The organism is Pseudomonas sp. KU43P (genome assembly GCF_033095865.1).
Lineage (GTDB): Bacteria > Pseudomonadota > Gammaproteobacteria > Pseudomonadales > Pseudomonadaceae > Aquipseudomonas.
Genome location: NZ_AP019365.1, coordinates 2,701,736 through 2,717,421, shown reverse-complemented (window position 1 = coordinate 2,717,421; position 15,686 = coordinate 2,701,736). Strand labels below are relative to the sequence as shown.

Sequence of the window (15,686 nt, the reverse complement as noted above, 5' to 3'; positions counted from 1 at the left end):
CTGTTCCAGGAGGATTGGATGAAGTACTTGGTTGTCGGCGGTGCAGGTTATATCGGTTCACACATGGTCAAGCACCTGTTGAGCGATGGGCACGAGGTGGTGGTTGCCGACACCGTGGCCACGGCGCCCGACATCGAATGGGTCGAGCTGGACATCGCCGATGCCCGCGCCCTCGACAGGCTGTTCGCCGACTACCACTTCGACGCTGTGTTCCACTTCGCCTCCCACATCCAGGTGGGCGAGTCGGTCAGCGACCCTGGCAAGTATTACCAGAACAATGTAGCGGCCACCCTTACCTTGCTCGAAGCCATGGTGCGGGCCGACATCAAGCATCTGGTCTTCTCGTCCACCGCCGCCGTCTATGGCGACCCGCAGTATGTGCCCATCGATGAGCAGCACCCCAAGGCACCGATCAACCCCTATGGGCGCAGCAAGTGGATGGTCGAGCAGATACTCGAAGATTTCGACCGTGCCTATGGCCTGAAGTCGGTGCGCCTGCGCTACTTCAATGCCGCAGGGGCCGACCCGGAAGGTTTGCTGGGTGAGTGCCACGAGCCGGAGACCCACCTGATTCCGTTGATCCTGCAGGCTGCCTCGGGGCGGCGTGCGGCAGTCACGGTGTTCGGCCATGACTACGACACACCGGACGGCACCTGCATCCGCGACTACGTGCACGTCGCCGACCTGGCGTCGGCCCATGCGCTGGCGGTGGAGTATCTGCTGCAGGGTGGTGCCAGCGCGTCGTTCAACCTTGGCAACGGGCTGGGCTTTTCGGTGCAGGAGGTGATCGATGCGGCGCGGGCTGTCACCGGGCGGCCGATCCAGGTGATAGAAACCTCGCGTCGTGAAGGCGACCCGGCGACCTTGGTGGCGGACGCGCAGCGGGCTAAAAAGGTGCTGGGTTGGCAGCCGCGGTTTGCAGGGCTGGAGGAAATCGTCGGTCACGCCTGGAATTGGGAGCGGAAGTATCCTTGGCGGTGAGCGGCTTTTTTTTGCCTGGATTGTTGTGGTGCTGTCGAGATCGAGCGCCGCCTGCGCGACGCTCGATCTCGACAGCACCCGAGGTCTTGGCTCAGTAATAAGCCCGCGGCTGTTCATCCGCCTTGTTCAGCACCGCCCCGACCAGGTTCGCGTTGGCCAGGTGATACAGGCAATCCTCGATGTCCTTCTTGCTGTTCATGCCGTTGGCCACCACCAGCAACACGCAATCGAGCTTCGGCAGCACCGTCATCGCATCGTCGGAGCTGAGCAACGGCGGCAGGTCGAAAATGCAGATCCGTGACTCGTAGCGATCGCGCAGTTCGGTGATCATGTCGTCGACTTTGGGCGAGGACAACATCTCGGTAGACATCGGGACCGGTTCGCGGGTCGGCAGCACCACGAAGCGTGGCAGTGTCGGGTTGACCAGCGCTTCTTCCAGCCACGCCTTGCCGCTGAGCACATCATTGAGCGCCTTGTCCATCGGCAAGCCGAGGGTGCTGCCGACCCGCGGCCGACGCAGATCGAAGTCCACCAGCAAAGCGGTCTTGGTGGAGTGGTGGGCAATGCTCATGGCCAGGTTCACCGCGAGCACCGTCTTGCCGGCCTCGGGAGTCGGCGAGGTGATCCCGAGCGTGCGCCAACCATTTTCGTCCATGGCCTTGAGCACTTGCGTGCGCAACAGGTCGATGGCGCCGCTCATGTTCGAATTCTTGTTGAACGACACAATTCGGTTGCGCTCCAGGTGCTCCGCACGCAGCGGGGCCACTTTGGTGCGCACGTAATCGAACTCGCCCGGAAGGACGGACCGCTCTGCCAACAACGGCGCTTTCGGTGTTTCTACGGGCGTGGGGGTGATCTGGTGGAGGTTCTTTCCAATAGCCGGCGTAATTCTGTCCATCGCTGCATTCCCTATTCAAACCGAGCCATAGCTTTAAACAGCAGGACGTCCAAAGGCATGTAGAACACATGGACGACCACCATCAGCATAGCCACCAGGACCAAGGCGGCGACGATCAGCAGCATTAGCCATTTTCGCCGGCGGGCCCTGTCGGCCTGGGTAGCGATGTAGGGCACAGCCACCAGCACACGCTTGCCCAGCACGCTTTCCAGGGCACCCACGCCCCGTACGCGCTGGTTGAGCATCTCCAGCAACATGACCAAGCCACCGCCCACCGCCGGAGCCAATACCAGGCCCAGGGCGACGATTTTCTTGCGGTTGGGTTTGACCGGTTTTTCCGGCATCAGCGGCGGCTCCAGCAGCACGAAGCGCTCGGCCTTGTTTTCCTGCTCCAGGCTTTCGGTAATCTTCGCGCCCATTTCCTTGTTGCGGATTTCTTCGTACTTCTTGCGTGCGTTGTCGTGGTCGCGCATCAGGGTAATCAGGCCACGCTCGACTTGCGGCGCTTCGAGGATATCCGCCTCGTAGCCCTCCATCTTGGTGGTGAGCTGGCGCTTCTGTTCCGCCAGCGAGGCGATGCGCGACTGCGCCGCCGCCATCTTGGTGCGCACCCGGGCGGCATCGAGGTTCATCGTTGCGGCGGCGGCGATGCCTTTTTCACCCGAAGCCTGGAGCGCATCGATCTTGCGCTTGATTGCCTGCACGTCCGGGTGGGCTCGCGTGTAACGGCTCAGCAGCCGGGCGTACTCGGCCTTGAGGCTGGCCAGGTCTTGCGGCTGGTCCGCTGTCGCCGAGCGGCCATTGGCAGCCTGGGTGCTAACCCCGGCATTGGCAGCCGAGAGTTCCAGCTCCAGGTAACGCAGCTCTTCCTGGGCCGACTTGTAGTCGCGGTCGACTTCGCGGAACTCAAGCTCCGAGCGCGACAGCATGCTCATGCGCAGCTGCTGGTTTTCCGGCAAGGCATTGGCGTGGGCCTGCTTGAAGTCGGCGAGCTGGTTTTCCAGGTCGGCCAGTTCGGCGCCCAGTTTGTTGGCTTCCTGGGACAGGAATTCGGTGGTTTCGGTTGCGCGCTCGGTGCGCTGCTTGATGTTTTCGTTGAGGAACAGGTTCACCAGTTCGTCCGCCACTTCCTTGGCGACCTCGGGCTTCTTGTCCTCGTATGACACGGTGAATGCCACGGTGGCCTCGCCGCGCCCCTTGATGAAGGTGCTGAGGGTGGCCACGACAATGGCATTGCGCATCTGCTCGACCTTGTCGGTTTCGCTGAACTGGCGGCCCTTGTCGGCGAACAAGCTGTACTTGTCGATGATGCGCATCAGGTTCTCGCGGGTCATCACGCGCTGGCGAATGACTTCGATACGCTCATCGGCAAAACTGTTGTTGCCCGCCGAGACCAGGTCGGGCGAGATCTGTTGCGACTCTACCAGGATGGTGCCGGTGGCCTGGTAGATGGGTGGCACACTGAGCGCGACGCCTACGGTCGCTGCCAGTACGACGACTATACTCACACCCAGCAGCAAGGCGCGGTCCTTGATGATGGCGATGTAATCTTTGATCGACAGCTCGTACTCGGAGTTCATAAGTGGCCACCCGTGCGAAAGTCAGATGTCGGGGTATCGGTACGTCAGCGTCAGTCCTACGATCGTCGCTTCAGCATCTGGCAAACCATCTTGCTGACGCTCCTTGTACATCAACGAAAAACGCATGTCCCAAGCCCGCGAGAACTCGTGACTGGCCCAGGCGCTGTAGGTCTGCAAGGTGTTCGGTGTCTGCCCCTTGGCGTCCTGCCAGGACGCTTCCAGACCCACCCGGTTTCTTTCGGTGAGCAGGTAGCTCCAGCCGCCACGCACCATGTCCAGCTCGGCGAAACCGCCTTCGGCGCTGGCAACGGTGCTGCGCTCGGCGCTCAGGCTCATCTCCGCACGCGGTCCACGGTAGAACAGCGACATGCCCCCTTCACCGCGCCGCCCACCACCGGAGCCGGTGGTTTCATTGACGCCCACATGCATGGCGCCTTCGAGACGTTCGGAGAACTGGTGCTTGATGCCGATGCTCGGCACGTAGCTGTTGGTGGCAATGGCGGTGGTGGTGTCCTGGGGCTCGTAACGACGAGCCTCGAACCCGGTGATGAGGTCGGTGCGTTCGCTCCAGGCGTAGGTCCAGGTCAGGTAGTTGGAGTATTCGTCGTAGCCGGTCAGCGTATCGATGTCATAACGGGCATGGTTGTAACGCAGTTCGTTGGCCAAGGTGCTGCGCTCGGTCACCGCGCTGCTCCAGTTGGCCGTCAGCGAGGACATCTTCTGCGTGCCGTCGGTGGTGACAACGCCGGTATCGAGCACCGTGCCAGACAACGTAGAGCTTTCGTTGTACTGCGCCAGCAGGCCGAAACCGCCGGTTTCGGTCTCGCGCTGCCAGCCCAGGCTCAGGTTGGGGTCTTCGCGGTCATCGACCACCGAACGGTCGGACGAGCGCAGCAGGTTCATCCCCAGGCCCAGGCGTAACTGGTCTCGGTCGAATTGACCGATCAGGTTATAGTCGGGCGCAATGATGGTACGCGTCACACCTTTCTCCTTGGACGTCAGGAGTAATGGGTTACTGTCGTACTCGACAGTCGTGGGCACCACAACTGAGGACTGCCAATTGGCGGCACTAACCACCCCCGCGAACGGCATCATCATGATTGCCGTCGCCAAACGCTTTGGTCTAAAAATAGGCACTAGTAATTCTTATTTGTTAGGAGAGTCAAGGTACGACCAGCGTGTCGCCAGCCTGAAGTTGGAAGTTGGTGGACATATCACGCCCAGAAACCAGATCCTTGTAGCGCACCGGCAATACCTTTTGTGCAGGGCCGCTGCCACGGATCACCTTGATGGCACTTTCGTCGGCGAATTTGTCCATTCCACCCGACATGCTCAAGGCTTGAAGCACCGCCGTAGGGCCTGCCATCGGTACCGGGCCGGGCTTGATCACCTTGCCTTGAACGTAGACAAGGTTGCCTGCCGTGCCAGTGACCACGACGCTGACATTGGGGTTAGCAAGGTAGGGTTTAAGGCCGTCGGTGACTTTCTTGGCCACCGCAGTGACATCCAGGCCCGCCACTTCGATGCGGCCAGCCAAGGGGAAGGTGATGCTGCCGTCGGGGAGTACGACGGTTTCCTGACGCAGGGTGTCTTCCTGCCAAACTGAAATCAATATCTTGTCGCCGGGGCTGAGCGGGTACGACCAACCTCTGTCATCGGCAACGCTGGCGCTAGACCAGGCGCACAGAACGCAGACCATGGAAATCAGCAAACGCGCCATGAGGGATCCCTCCGGCCGGATCGGCCCAGGTTAAGAGCACTGAATGAGAACAACAGCAAACCTCTCGCTCCACGACGCAGCCCAAAACCCGCTGCGCTGGCCTCGCAATCCTGGAGGCCCTTTACCGCGATGCCGCTTTGCCTGCCCTGCTGCCACTCGCCCTCGAGGCGCTGGCTAGTGGAATATAGCAATGGCTGGAAAATTGACAAGCGACGGCCAACAATGAAAGCGCAAATGTCCATGTGGTAGCGTCAAGTTGCTGGCGTCGCGGTAAAGTCAAATAAATGTTCAATATTTAGAACCGCTTACCTTTCAAATCTTTTTTCTATTGGCGACCGCCACGAAGCCAATCACTGCAAATGCAAATAGCCAACCTGCCGTTGCCAAAGGAACAATATTCGTCTGGTTCATATAAGAATCAGCTGCTCGTGCCGCACCGCTCAATAACACCAACAAGAAAATCGATTTGATGAACAGAGTCGAGCGCATGTTCCCCTCCTGGAAAGAGGACAGTTACCGTTGGTTTGAATGGAGTTTTTACTGCTGGTGATTGGAGCTTATGGGCACAATGATATTACGTCAATGATCCGACACCATAATAAAAATCAATCGACCAGCCCTGCCCTTGTCAATTTATCGCCATGCAGAAAATGCAAGGAAACCCGCCTTGCTCGGCTTGATAACAAGCTATTGAAATTGCGCGATATTGTGGGTTCTACCCGACAATCCCGGCGGCCCCCCGCGCAGTGCGAAGGCAATATTCTGACAGCGTTCAAGTGTTACATCGGCGAGAACAAGTGCGAATCATTGTGTTTACCAACTGTTTTATGACGGAAATAGATCAAGGGTGCGCTCCACCTCGTCGAGGTCGACGGTAAAGCCCTCCCCTTGCGGTGTGCCGACAACAAAACCGAAGTGCTGATTATCACGGTCTGTCAGGTACTTGTAGTAACTGACAAAGCGATTAGGGGGCTGTAGCGTCAGCAGATTGCCGCCCGAGCGCAGCACGTTGACACCATGCACCAGCTGGCTGCCTTCCACGCCGATCACCGTCCTGGCACCCGCACAGGCTGCAACGATGGATGGCACATCCAGTTTCATCGGGTTGATCACGCGAAAACCACGGTGCTTACGCAGGTGTTCGGCGATTTCCAGTTCGTTGCGCAACAACCGCAAGTCGCCGTCGCTGCCCCGCAGAATGAAAACGCCTGGATGCGGCGCTGCATCTACGTGCGACAGCAGTTTGTCGCCCATGGCTCGGTAACGCTGGTGACGGCTGCGGTTGTTGCTGACGTCATCGAACAGCACCAGCTCATGGAAGAAGGCACTGCGCAAACGCAACGGTTGCATGCCCAGCCACTGCTCGTACGCCGGCCCCTGGGTAAACAATGGGTACCTGGCAGATGGCGCTGTGGTCACTGGTACGCCTTCGTTGCAAGCCAGGGCGTAGGTCGGGCAGTCCTCCATCAGCCAGGTGCCGAACCAGGTATTGCCGTTCTGCGTGCAATAGGCCGCGCCGCGCTCGATTTCATGCTCGATGGCGATACGTGGAAAGGTACTGGGCTTGAGTGACAGCCAGTGGCTGGCGTTGCCCTTGTACAGCGCGCCATCGATCAGCCACACGTCCTTGAGCAGGTAGCCCCGGGTGGCCCCCTGCTCGGCGCGAATGCCGCCCTCCATGGTGCGCGCCGGGTGCACGTAGGGGAAAAAGCGCTTTGCCTCCCAGCCGGTCACCCGCTCCAACTGGTTGGGCAGGTAGATGGCGGGGGGCGAAACGGTCGTTTCGCCAGGTGCAATATCCCAGGTTCTTTCAGCCAGGCTCTTTAGATCGATGTCCACTGTACGCGCCAGCCGTTTTCGCGCCATGTGTCGATAGGCCGCCAATGACCAGGCATGCCCATTGGCAACCGGATATTCATTGAGTTTCGAGATATCGCTTTGCATGAAGCGGCCTCCACGGTGACGGGGCTAAGGGCTGACGCAGGGGTTGTGTTACCGGCCCGGCCGGGTGCTCAGCTGGAGGGCACCCGCTCCATCTGGGGCGGTGAATTGAAGGTGGCATAGCGTGCGCGCAAGGTTTCCAGGAATGATTCACCTGCACTTTTGGCGCCATAGAGGTAGATCTTGTGCAGCCCGCCAAAGACCATTTCGTGATAACGGCTGGCCACTTCTTCTTCACTGGCGCCCTCCGGCAGGCCCAGGTGAAGTGTCAACTTGTTGCCCTCCATGGCGAACAACGGCGTGTCCCAGAGAAACTGCGCGGTGCCATTCTTGGGCAGGCGCACGAACATGTAGGCGTGATTGCCCAGCGAGTCGACATCGCCGCCACGGCGGCGCTTCCACTTGAGCAAGCCGTCGTCGGGCCGCGCCAGGCACAGGCCGATGTCGTAATAGTCATAACCATGCTCCAGTGCCCATTCCAAGGCCATGAAGGTGGTGATGGAGTTGACCTCGCGCAGGCGCTTTGCGTCCGAGAACACCGCTTCGCAGTAGCCGAATCGCAAGGTGCTCCAGTAGCGCTTGCCGCCCCGGGTGATCTCGCAGCCCAGGTGGCAGGCCACCACTTCGTCGTTCAAGGTGATCAGATCGAGCCGGCCAACACCCTTGGCCAGCCTGAAGACCTCCTCGGTGGCAAATTGCGCGGCGTGGATCCCTTGGCGCGCCGTGGCATATGGGCGCAGCAGGTCGCGGTCGGCCATGGCGATCTCGGCATCGTCAAAGGTCTGCCGCATCTGGTAGAGCGGTCGGTTCTTGCGAATGCTGCGGCGTAGCTCGCTGTCGTAGCGCCCGGTGATATCCTCCAGCGAGCGCCCCAGTGGTACCACAGCGCTCAGGTAATGGGGCACCGACAGGGCACCGGCAGTGGGCACTTCGCTCACCACGACCACATGGTTCTGCGCTGCGGGTGGCTCATGGTCCGTCACCTGCCCGGCATCACGAGGCGCCTTGCCACCGATCAGCAGCTTGGCCATTTCGCGCTGTTGCTTGCGGCCGATATAGAGGATTTCGTAAGGGCTTGCTTGCTGCAGCCTGAAGCGGGCGATCTCCCAGCGCCAGAAACAGGCACGACCGAGCAAGTCCCGTAACATGCTTGAAACGGTTCTGATCTCGTAACGCAGGGAGGGCGAGATGAGTTTGCGAGCTACTGCCACCATATGCGCTTTCATTCTTTTTTGATGTCCTTTGTATATTTCAACTGGCGGTATCGCAAAAGACTATGATGATCTATAGAAAAAGCCACTTAACTTACTGATTATTCAGTAACATTTAACCGTTATCGCCCTAACATTCAGTAACAATTTAAGATGCAAGGGCGCGGCTTGGCAAGCGGCATTTTGCTAGCACCCGGCGTTGTTTTATGGCGTCAAACATACCGACATGTGCGCGCTGTCCATTCGTTTATTCAATTGATAACTATCTACTGCGCCTGAGGCATGACTTCAGGGCTTCCTGCCCTTCCGTTTTCAGCAGGAGCCATGCCATGTCCCCGCTCAATCCGCATCATCATTTGATAGCCAAACAACTGCCGTCCTGGTCTACCCATGCCAACGTCGAACAATGGGGCGCCCTGCGCGAAAGTCTGTTGCCAGAACAAGGCCTCACGGACGCGCAAGCGCCCTGGTTCGCCAATGCCCTCCCCCACTTGCGCGAGGCCGTGCTCGCCAGCCAGTTGCGGCTGCATCGCGCCCAGCAGGCCTTGGCCGTTACCCTCAAAGGCCTGCGCAACATCGCAGAGTTTGCCGAAGATCTGCTCACGCATACCTTGCAGACTCAACATGGGCTATCCGTACCCCCGCGTACAACCGAACTGGTGCTGGTCCGGCATTTCTTCACGTTCGGTACTTATGTCACCGAACACAAGACGATGAGCCTGATCGAAGCAGCCCTGCACAATTTCGAGGACGCAGCCGAATTCGACCGCGACAGCGCGTTGGCACTGGCGGGGAATGCACGATTTACGCCCACCACCGTGGTCGGTCAGACCACCTTGGGTGACAGTGAAACCTTGGTCGATATCGACTTGCCTTCAGAAACGGTCACTCTCGAGCCGCTTGACCTGCCCCCCGAGGTGTTCGCCAGCACCTGCAGGCAGATGGATATCGGCCAGCGCTATCAGGAACACCTGCAGGCATGTTTCGACACCCATGCGGACACCGTGAGCGCCGCTTTCATCGACGTCCAGCGCGAGCAGCTGCAACTGGCGGCTGACCTGGCCTTCATGCGTCACGACATCGACGGCCCGGCACGGGATGTCATCGCCGCGTTGGCAGCAGAAGGCTCGGTGCGTTGCTGGCAGCTGACACTGTTCGATATCCCGTTACATGAAGTGCTGGTCGTCGACGACGGCTGCGGTGGGCTGCTGTTGCACTGCCCCGGCAGCGAGCGAAGCATGGTGCAGTTCAGCGGCGTAACGCCCCTTAGCCAGCATCTGGCCGCCAGGCTGTTGCAACCCGCCACACGAAGCGCATTCCTGCGCTATGTGACGAGGACACAGCACTATCGTCTACTCGACCTGCTGCAACAGAACACTGATGGCGACACCCTCGACCTGCACCTGAGCCTGACTACCCTCGACTCCCCGCTGTTGCCCTGGCGCTATGCCGAGCATGTCCGGCGCCTGAAGGCTGAAGCCGCACTGCTGGCAGTCCCCACCGCTCACGTCGACGAGCAGGCTCACCAGCGACGCGTTGCTCAGTGGCAGAGCCTGGGCATGGACACCCTGATGCTCGCCGGCTTCTTCATCCCTGGCCTGGGCACCTGCATGACAGCGGTCATGGCGTGCCAACTGCTGGGTGAGGTCTTCGAGGGATACGAGGCATGGAGCATCGGCGATCGCCATCTGGCCTTGCGGCACCTGGAGTCCGTAGGCCTGAACCTTGCGCTGGTTGGTGGCTTGCACGCAGCCGGCCAGGTACTGCCCAAATTGTTCAGCAGCCCTTTGATGGAAAAACTGAACCCGGTGGAGCTTGCGGATGGCAGCAAGCGCCTCTGGGATGCCAACCTCTCGCGTTATGCCAGCGCCGTCGAGCTCCCCGCGGAGCTTGCAGCCGACGACACGGGCCAGTATCTGCATGGCGGCTCGCGGTTCATCCGCATGGGGGATGAGCTTTACCAGGTACGCCAGGACGAAAAGACGCTGCGCTGGCGTATCATTCACCCAGACGACCCGAAGGCCTACCAGCCGATGCTCGAACACAATGGCCAAGGCGCCTGGCGCGAAGAGCACGAGGCGCCACAGGCCTGGTCCGACAGCCAGGCCGTGCGACGCCTCGGGTTGGATACGGGGGCACTGGATGACACCGTGCTAAACCATGCGCTGACCATCAGCGGCGTGGATCGCGGAAAGTTGCAGGCCATCCACCTGGCGCGGGCGACCACACCCCCCTTGCTGACCGAAACCTTGCAGCGCCTGACGTTGGCCAAGCGCCTGCCCGAACTCTCGGTGGCACAGCGGGAGAGCCTGCAATCGCCGTTGGCGGCGCTGGCTGAAACCGGGCCTGATCGTGCACTGGCCAGAGCCCTGGAGGGCCTGTATGAGCCCCGGCTGGGAAGTGACGATAGCGATCGCTTGCTGCTTGCCTGTATCCAACGGCTGGGCGAATGGCCCAGTGAGTTTCATCTGGAAATTCGCGCCGCCAGCCCTGGCGGCGAGTTGCTCGTCAGTTTCGGCTCCCCCCAGGCCAGCCAGCGTGCCCTGCTGCTCAAATCGACTCAGGGGTACGAGGTGTATCGAGGCGAACGTCCAGCAGCCGGTTCCTTGTTCATTGATCGCTTCCAGGCGCTGTATGCCGCTGTGCCGCCCACGCTCAGGCAACGATGGGGCGAAGTGGACGCGCTGCGCGAACGTGTGCAGCAATTGGCAGGCGCCGAACGTTCGCGCTGGCCCTCTCGCCTGTGGGGGCCGACGGCCAACCGTACGACGCCGCGCCTCAGGCTGCTCGGTGGCGCACCGCTGGATCCGTTACCGCCACCTTCACCGTTCTTCAATCACTCGGTACCAGCACGCCTGCGCAGGCTATACCCCACCATCACACCCGAACAAGTCGATCAGTTGCGCAGCGACTGGCAACGCGCCCTGCGCTCGCCGGAGCTTGAACTAGGGATACGCGAAACCGCTTTGCAACAATTGCGCACTTACCTGGAGCGGTGGGCTGCCGGCGCGGCGCGTCGACAACGTGCTAGTACCGCCATACTCAACAGCTGGCGGTACAACTCGGTTCTACGCCTGCCCAACGGCGAGCTGATCCCTAACCTGGACCTGGCTGGCCTCGAACTGGAAAACCTCGATCTGGCCACGCTACCCATGCCCAACGGCCTGGACCATGTGGTCGAACTGGACCTTGGCGGCAACTCCCCCTTGAACGAGTTGCCAGCGCATTGGTTCGAGCGCCTGCCCAACCTGCGTAGGCTGATCCTGGGTCGTTGCAGCTTCGAGCGGCTGCCACAGGTTCCCGCTCCTTACCAATTGACCTGGCTGGACATGGAGGGCAACCGCCTGACATGGGATGCCCAGGCCCAGGCGACGCTGGAACAGATGAGCTCACTGCAGGTGCTTGACTTGTCACTGAACCGGCTGATCAATGCACCCGACATGACACGGATGACCACGATCAGGTCGTTGTTCATGGTTGAGTGCGGCCTCATGGACGTGCCAAAGGGGTTGGAGCATTTCACCTCTCCCAGGGTCATCGATCTGTCGGACAACCATTTCGTGCGACTGCCCACAGGGTTCGTGTTGCCCCCCGCGACCGCCAATGCCCTGAGCCTGGAGAGCGAAACCCTCGGCCTGCCAATCCGCGAACAGATCGAAGACTACTACCAGCTTCACGGCAGCGATCTTCTGGTTTCGGATTTCGAGTACGAGCCATTGCTACTGGATGCGAGCGCCAACCAGCTGCAGCTGTGGTCGCGCGTACCGCTGCACTACCGCCGTGAATTGCGCCTGCTGATCGATGACGTTGCCGAGAGTGAGGATGTCGCTGCCGCCTATCAAGCGATCTGGTCAGCGCTTGAGCGCATGGAGGAAGACGCCGAATTCCGGGATCGTGCGTTGGCCACGTCGGCCTCACTGCTGCTGGATCTCTGAAGGCTCAGGCTCCAGCCTGGCGCCCCTGCTCGCGACGGGCCGCCAGCCAGCGTGCCAGGTCCGCCGCCGGCATCGGCCGGGCCAGCAGGTAACCCTGGCCCTGGTCGCAGCCGGCATTGCGCAGGAAGTCGTACTGCGCCTGGGTTTCGATACCTTCGGCAGTGATGCGAAAACCCAGCGCGTGGCCGAGGTCGATGATCGCCCTGGCCACCGCCACGGCATCGTCATCGTCCGGCAGGTCCTTGATGAACGCCCGGTCGATCTTCAAATGATCGATCGGCAGCGCCCGCAGGTAGGCCAGTGAGGAATAGCCCGTGCCGAAGTCGTCCACCGCAGTGGTCACCCCCATGGCCTGCAACTGGGCCAGCACCGCGCAGGCCTGTTGCTGGCTCTCCATCAGCAGGCTTTCGGTGATTTCAACCTCCAGCAGGCTCGGCGGCAGGTTGTGCCGCTCCAAAGCCTGGGCCAGGCTGGTGACGTAATCGCTGCGTTCGATCTGCAACGCCGCCACGTTGATCGCCATCGGCCCGGGCACCCGGTCCTGGTCACGCCAGGCTGCCATCTGCGCGCAGGCCAGCTCCAGCACCCGTTCGCCCAAGGGGATGATCAGGCCCGTGCGTTCGGCCAGGGGGATGAACTCGGCAGGCGGTACCAGGCCATGGGCCGGGTCACGCCAGCGCAGCAGCGCCTCCACACCCTCCAGGCAACCACTGAACAGGTCGACCTTGGGCTGGTACCACAGCTCGAACTCGTTCGCCTGCAAGGCTCGACGCAGGTTGCGTTCCAGGTCAAGGCGCTGCTGCAGGCGCGCGGTCATGTCGCCATGGTAAGGGCGCCAGGTGTTGCGCCCGCTTTCCTTGGCCACATACATGGCAGTGTCGGCATGGCGCAGCAGGCTGCCGACGTCGGCCCCATGCTGCGGGCACCAGGCCAGGCCAATGCTCCCGGTAACCAGCGCGGCGTTGCCATTGAGGTCGAAGGGCCGCTGCAGGCAGCGTAGCAAGTGGGCCAGCTGATGGCTGATCTGCCCTTGGGTGCCGCGCAGCATGAACACGAATTCATCGCCACCCAGGCGGCACAAGCGGTCTGCACTGTCGAGCTCCTGCAGGAAGCGCGCGGTGGCCTGCTGCAACAGCAGGTCGCCCATGGCGTGGCCAAGGCTGTCGTTGACCTGCTTGAAGCCATCGATGTCCAGCATCAGCACAGCCAGGCCGTCGCCCTTGAGAATGGCCTCGGCCAGCTGCTGCTGAAACAACACCCGGTTCGGCAGGCCGGTGATGGTGTCGTAGTGGGCCAGCCGTTCGAGCTGCGCCTGGGAGCGGCGCAGTTCACGGTTGCGCTGCTGCAGTTGGCGCTGCTTGCGGTGGGTCTGGGCCAGGAACAGGCAGGTCACGCCGGTGCAGGCCAAGGCGAACCAGAACAGTGGCGAGGCCAGCACGCTGCCCTGCTCGCTGGCGGGTTGACGCTGCACATCCACATGCCCGAGCACCACCGACATGGCAGTGCCGGCCACGGCGAAACCGGCCGGAAACCAGCGGCAAAGGGCTTGTCGCAGGCCACCGACAGGAGGCTTCTGCACTTCGGAAAACGGGGAATTGGACGGGATCATAGGCCTGCGAACGCGGTCGATTGCTCCTGTATCGGCGCACAGCCGGCAATATTGAGCCAGACTGGTATTTTTCTTTCGCCAGGTGCATGCTCGAAGCTGAAGCGATTCACCTACCTAGACTTGCGAGGTGCGGCACCCATGGACCCCCTGCTCGATTCGCTGTTTCCCAGCCCGGACGATATCCCCGAAGCCTGGCACCTGGCCGAGCCCCTGGAACAACGCGACTACCTGGTCAACGGTGAGCTCAGGCGCTGGGACGGCCCACTGGCCACGGTGCGCAGCCCAGTATGGCTCAAGCACGCCGATGGCGACCGCCAGGTCATCCTCGGCAGCGCCCCGCTGCTCGACGCCGACACCGCCCTGACCGCGCTCGACGCCGCCGTGCAGGCCTACGACAAGGGCCGCGGCAGTTGGCCGAACATGCGCGTGGCCGAACGCATCCAGCATGTGGAGCAGTTTCTCGCCCGCATGCGCGAACAACGCAGCGCAGTGGTGAAGTTGCTGATGTGGGAGATCGGCAAGAACCTCAAGGATTCGGAGAAGGAGTTCGACCGCACCTGCGACTACATCGTCGACACCATCAACGCGCTCAAGGACCTCGACCGCCGCTCCAGCCGCTTCGAGCTCGAACAAGGCACCCTCGGCCAGATCCGCCGTGCGCCGCTGGGCGTGGCGCTGTGCATGGGGCCCTACAACTACCCGCTGAACGAAACCTTCACCACCCTGATCCCGGCGCTGATCATGGGCAATACGGTGGTGTTCAAGCCCGCCAAGTTCGGCGTGCTGTTAATCCGCCCGCTGCTCGAAGCCTTCCGCGACAGTTTCCCGCCCGGCGTGATCAATGTGATCTACGGCCGTGGCCGCGAAACGGTCAGCGCGTTGATGGCCAGCGGCAAGGTCGACGTGTTCGCCTTCATCGGCACGCACAAGGCCGCCAGCGACCTGAAGAAGCTGCACCCGCGCCCGCACCGCCTGCGTGCCGCCCTGGGCCTGGATGCCAAGAACCCCGGCATCGTCCTGCCCCAGGTGGACCTGGACAACGCCGTGGACGAAGCTGTCACCGGCGCGCTGTCGTTCAACGGCCAGCGCTGCACGGCGCTGAAGATCCTGTTCGTGCACGAGGACGTGGTCGAGCCCTTCCTCGACAAGTTCCAGCGCAAGCTCGCCGCGCTCAAGCCGGGCATGCCCTGGGATCCGGGCGTGGCCCTGACGCCGCTGCCGGAGCCGGGCAAGGTCGACTACCTCGCAGGCCTGGTGGCCGATGCCACGGCCAAGGGCGCGCGCGTGCTCAACGAGGGTGGCGGCCAGAGCCGCGGGTCGTTCTTCTACCCCGCGCTGCTGTACCCGGTGAGCGGCGATATGCGCGTGTACCACGAGGAGCAGTTCGGTCCGGTGGTGCCGGTGGTGCCCTACCGCGACCTGCAAACAGTGGTCGACTACGTGCTCGACTCCGACTACGGCCAGCAGCTGAGCTTGTTCGGCAACGACCCGCAGACCATCGGCAGCCTGGTCGACATCTTCGCCAACCAGGTCGGGCGCATCAACCTCAACGCCCAGTGCCAGCGCGGCCCGGACACCTACCCGTTCAACGGTCGCAAGAACAGTGCCGAAGGCACGCTGTCGGTGCATGACGCCCTGCGCGTGTTCTCGATCCGCACGCTGGTGGCGACCCGCTTCCAGGAAGCCAACAAGGCGTTGATCAGCGAAATCATCCGCAACCGGCAGTCGAGTTTCCTGACCACCGACTACATCTTCTGAGGGGCGGCTGTTTATAGACAATCGGTCTAGCATGATTGTCGATCTTCCACCCG

11 protein-coding genes are annotated in these 15,686 nt (G+C 61.5%); 3 read left to right on the top strand and 8 right to left on the bottom strand.

The features are described 5' to 3' along the window. Positions 1–18: 18 nt before the first annotated feature. Positions 19–981, top strand: a complete 963-nt coding sequence (galE, locus tag KU43P_RS12270; protein WP_317663409.1) for a UDP-glucose 4-epimerase GalE — start codon at positions 19–21, stop codon at positions 979–981. A gap of 91 nt (positions 982–1,072) precedes the next feature. On the opposite strand, the gene KU43P_RS12265 is transcribed toward galE, so the two are convergent. The 7 genes from KU43P_RS12265 to KU43P_RS12235 all read right to left on the bottom strand — a co-directional run bounded on the left by KU43P_RS12265 (position 1,073) and on the right by KU43P_RS12235 (position 8,346). Next, the gene (locus KU43P_RS12265) at positions 1,073–1,879 is read right to left on the bottom strand and encodes a CpsD/CapB family tyrosine-protein kinase (RefSeq protein ID WP_317663407.1); all 807 of its coding nucleotides are present in this window, start codon (positions 1,877–1,879) and stop codon (positions 1,073–1,075) included. 11 nt (positions 1,880–1,890) lie between these two features. Beyond that, positions 1,891–3,459, bottom strand: coding sequence for a GumC family protein (locus tag KU43P_RS12260; protein ID WP_317663405.1), 1,569 nt, complete (start codon positions 3,457–3,459; stop codon positions 1,891–1,893). A 21-nt stretch (positions 3,460–3,480) separates the two neighbouring features. Beyond that, positions 3,481–4,551, bottom strand: a complete 1,071-nt coding sequence (locus tag KU43P_RS12255) for a hypothetical protein (protein WP_317663793.1) — start codon at positions 4,549–4,551, stop codon at positions 3,481–3,483. Positions 4,552–4,621: 70 nt separating this feature from the next. After that, positions 4,622–5,179 (bottom strand): polysaccharide biosynthesis/export family protein, encoded by a 558-nt coding sequence (locus KU43P_RS12250; RefSeq protein WP_317663404.1) that lies wholly within the window; start codon positions 5,177–5,179, stop codon positions 4,622–4,624. A gap of 312 nt (positions 5,180–5,491) precedes the next feature. Continuing rightward, positions 5,492–5,668 (bottom strand): EPS-associated small membrane protein EppA, encoded by a 177-nt coding sequence (eppA, locus tag KU43P_RS12245; RefSeq protein ID WP_176516182.1) that lies wholly within the window; start codon positions 5,666–5,668, stop codon positions 5,492–5,494. Between the two features lie 336 nt (positions 5,669–6,004). Then, positions 6,005–7,123 (bottom strand): glycosyltransferase 61 family protein, encoded by a 1,119-nt coding sequence (locus KU43P_RS12240; protein ID WP_317663402.1) that lies wholly within the window; start codon positions 7,121–7,123, stop codon positions 6,005–6,007. A 68-nt stretch (positions 7,124–7,191) separates the two neighbouring features. Further along, positions 7,192–8,346 (bottom strand): hypothetical protein, encoded by a 1,155-nt coding sequence (locus KU43P_RS12235; RefSeq protein WP_317663401.1) that lies wholly within the window; start codon positions 8,344–8,346, stop codon positions 7,192–7,194. 314 nt (positions 8,347–8,660) lie between these two features. Here KU43P_RS12235 and KU43P_RS12230 point away from each other — a divergent pair, with 314 nt between their 5' ends. Continuing rightward, a complete protein-coding gene (locus KU43P_RS12230) occupies positions 8,661–12,266 on the top strand; it encodes a dermonecrotic toxin domain-containing protein (protein WP_317663399.1) in 3,606 nt (1,201 codons plus the stop codon). A gap of 4 nt (positions 12,267–12,270) precedes the next feature. Here the strand turns inward: KU43P_RS12230 and KU43P_RS12225 are convergent, their stop codons facing one another. Then, a complete protein-coding gene (locus KU43P_RS12225; RefSeq protein WP_317663397.1) occupies positions 12,271–13,875 on the bottom strand; it encodes a putative bifunctional diguanylate cyclase/phosphodiesterase in 1,605 nt (534 codons plus the stop codon). A gap of 138 nt (positions 13,876–14,013) precedes the next feature. On the opposite strand from KU43P_RS12225, the gene KU43P_RS12220 reads away from it, so the two are divergent. Further along, on the top strand, positions 14,014–15,633 hold the full coding sequence (locus KU43P_RS12220; protein ID WP_317663395.1) for an NADP-dependent glyceraldehyde-3-phosphate dehydrogenase: 1,620 nt from the start codon (positions 14,014–14,016) through the stop codon (positions 15,631–15,633). Positions 15,634–15,686: the final 53 nt, after the last annotated feature.

Excerpts from the sequence above, each read along its gene's own strand:
- KU43P_RS12255 (WP_317663793.1), bottom strand. The coding sequence starts at position 4,551 with ATGCCGTTCGCGGGGGTGGTTAGTGCCGCCAATTGGCAGTCCTCAGTT.
- KU43P_RS12220 (WP_317663395.1), top strand. The coding sequence starts at position 14,014 with ATGGACCCCCTGCTCGATTCGCTGTTTCCCAGCCCGGACGATATCCCC.
- eppA (WP_176516182.1), bottom strand. The coding sequence starts at position 5,668 with ATGCGCTCGACTCTGTTCATCAAATCGATTTTCTTGTTGGTGTTATTG.
- KU43P_RS12235 (WP_317663401.1), bottom strand. The coding sequence starts at position 8,346 with ATGAAAGCGCATATGGTGGCAGTAGCTCGCAAACTCATCTCGCCCTCC.
- KU43P_RS12240 (WP_317663402.1), bottom strand. The coding sequence starts at position 7,123 with ATGCAAAGCGATATCTCGAAACTCAATGAATATCCGGTTGCCAATGGG.
- KU43P_RS12260 (WP_317663405.1), bottom strand. The coding sequence starts at position 3,459 with ATGAACTCCGAGTACGAGCTGTCGATCAAAGATTACATCGCCATCATC.
- KU43P_RS12250 (WP_317663404.1), bottom strand. The coding sequence starts at position 5,179 with ATGGCGCGTTTGCTGATTTCCATGGTCTGCGTTCTGTGCGCCTGGTCT.
- KU43P_RS12230 (WP_317663399.1), top strand. The coding sequence starts at position 8,661 with ATGTCCCCGCTCAATCCGCATCATCATTTGATAGCCAAACAACTGCCG.
- KU43P_RS12225 (WP_317663397.1), bottom strand. The coding sequence starts at position 13,875 with ATGATCCCGTCCAATTCCCCGTTTTCCGAAGTGCAGAAGCCTCCTGTC.
- galE (WP_317663409.1), top strand. The coding sequence starts at position 19 with ATGAAGTACTTGGTTGTCGGCGGTGCAGGTTATATCGGTTCACACATG.
- KU43P_RS12265 (WP_317663407.1), bottom strand. The coding sequence starts at position 1,879 with ATGGACAGAATTACGCCGGCTATTGGAAAGAACCTCCACCAGATCACC.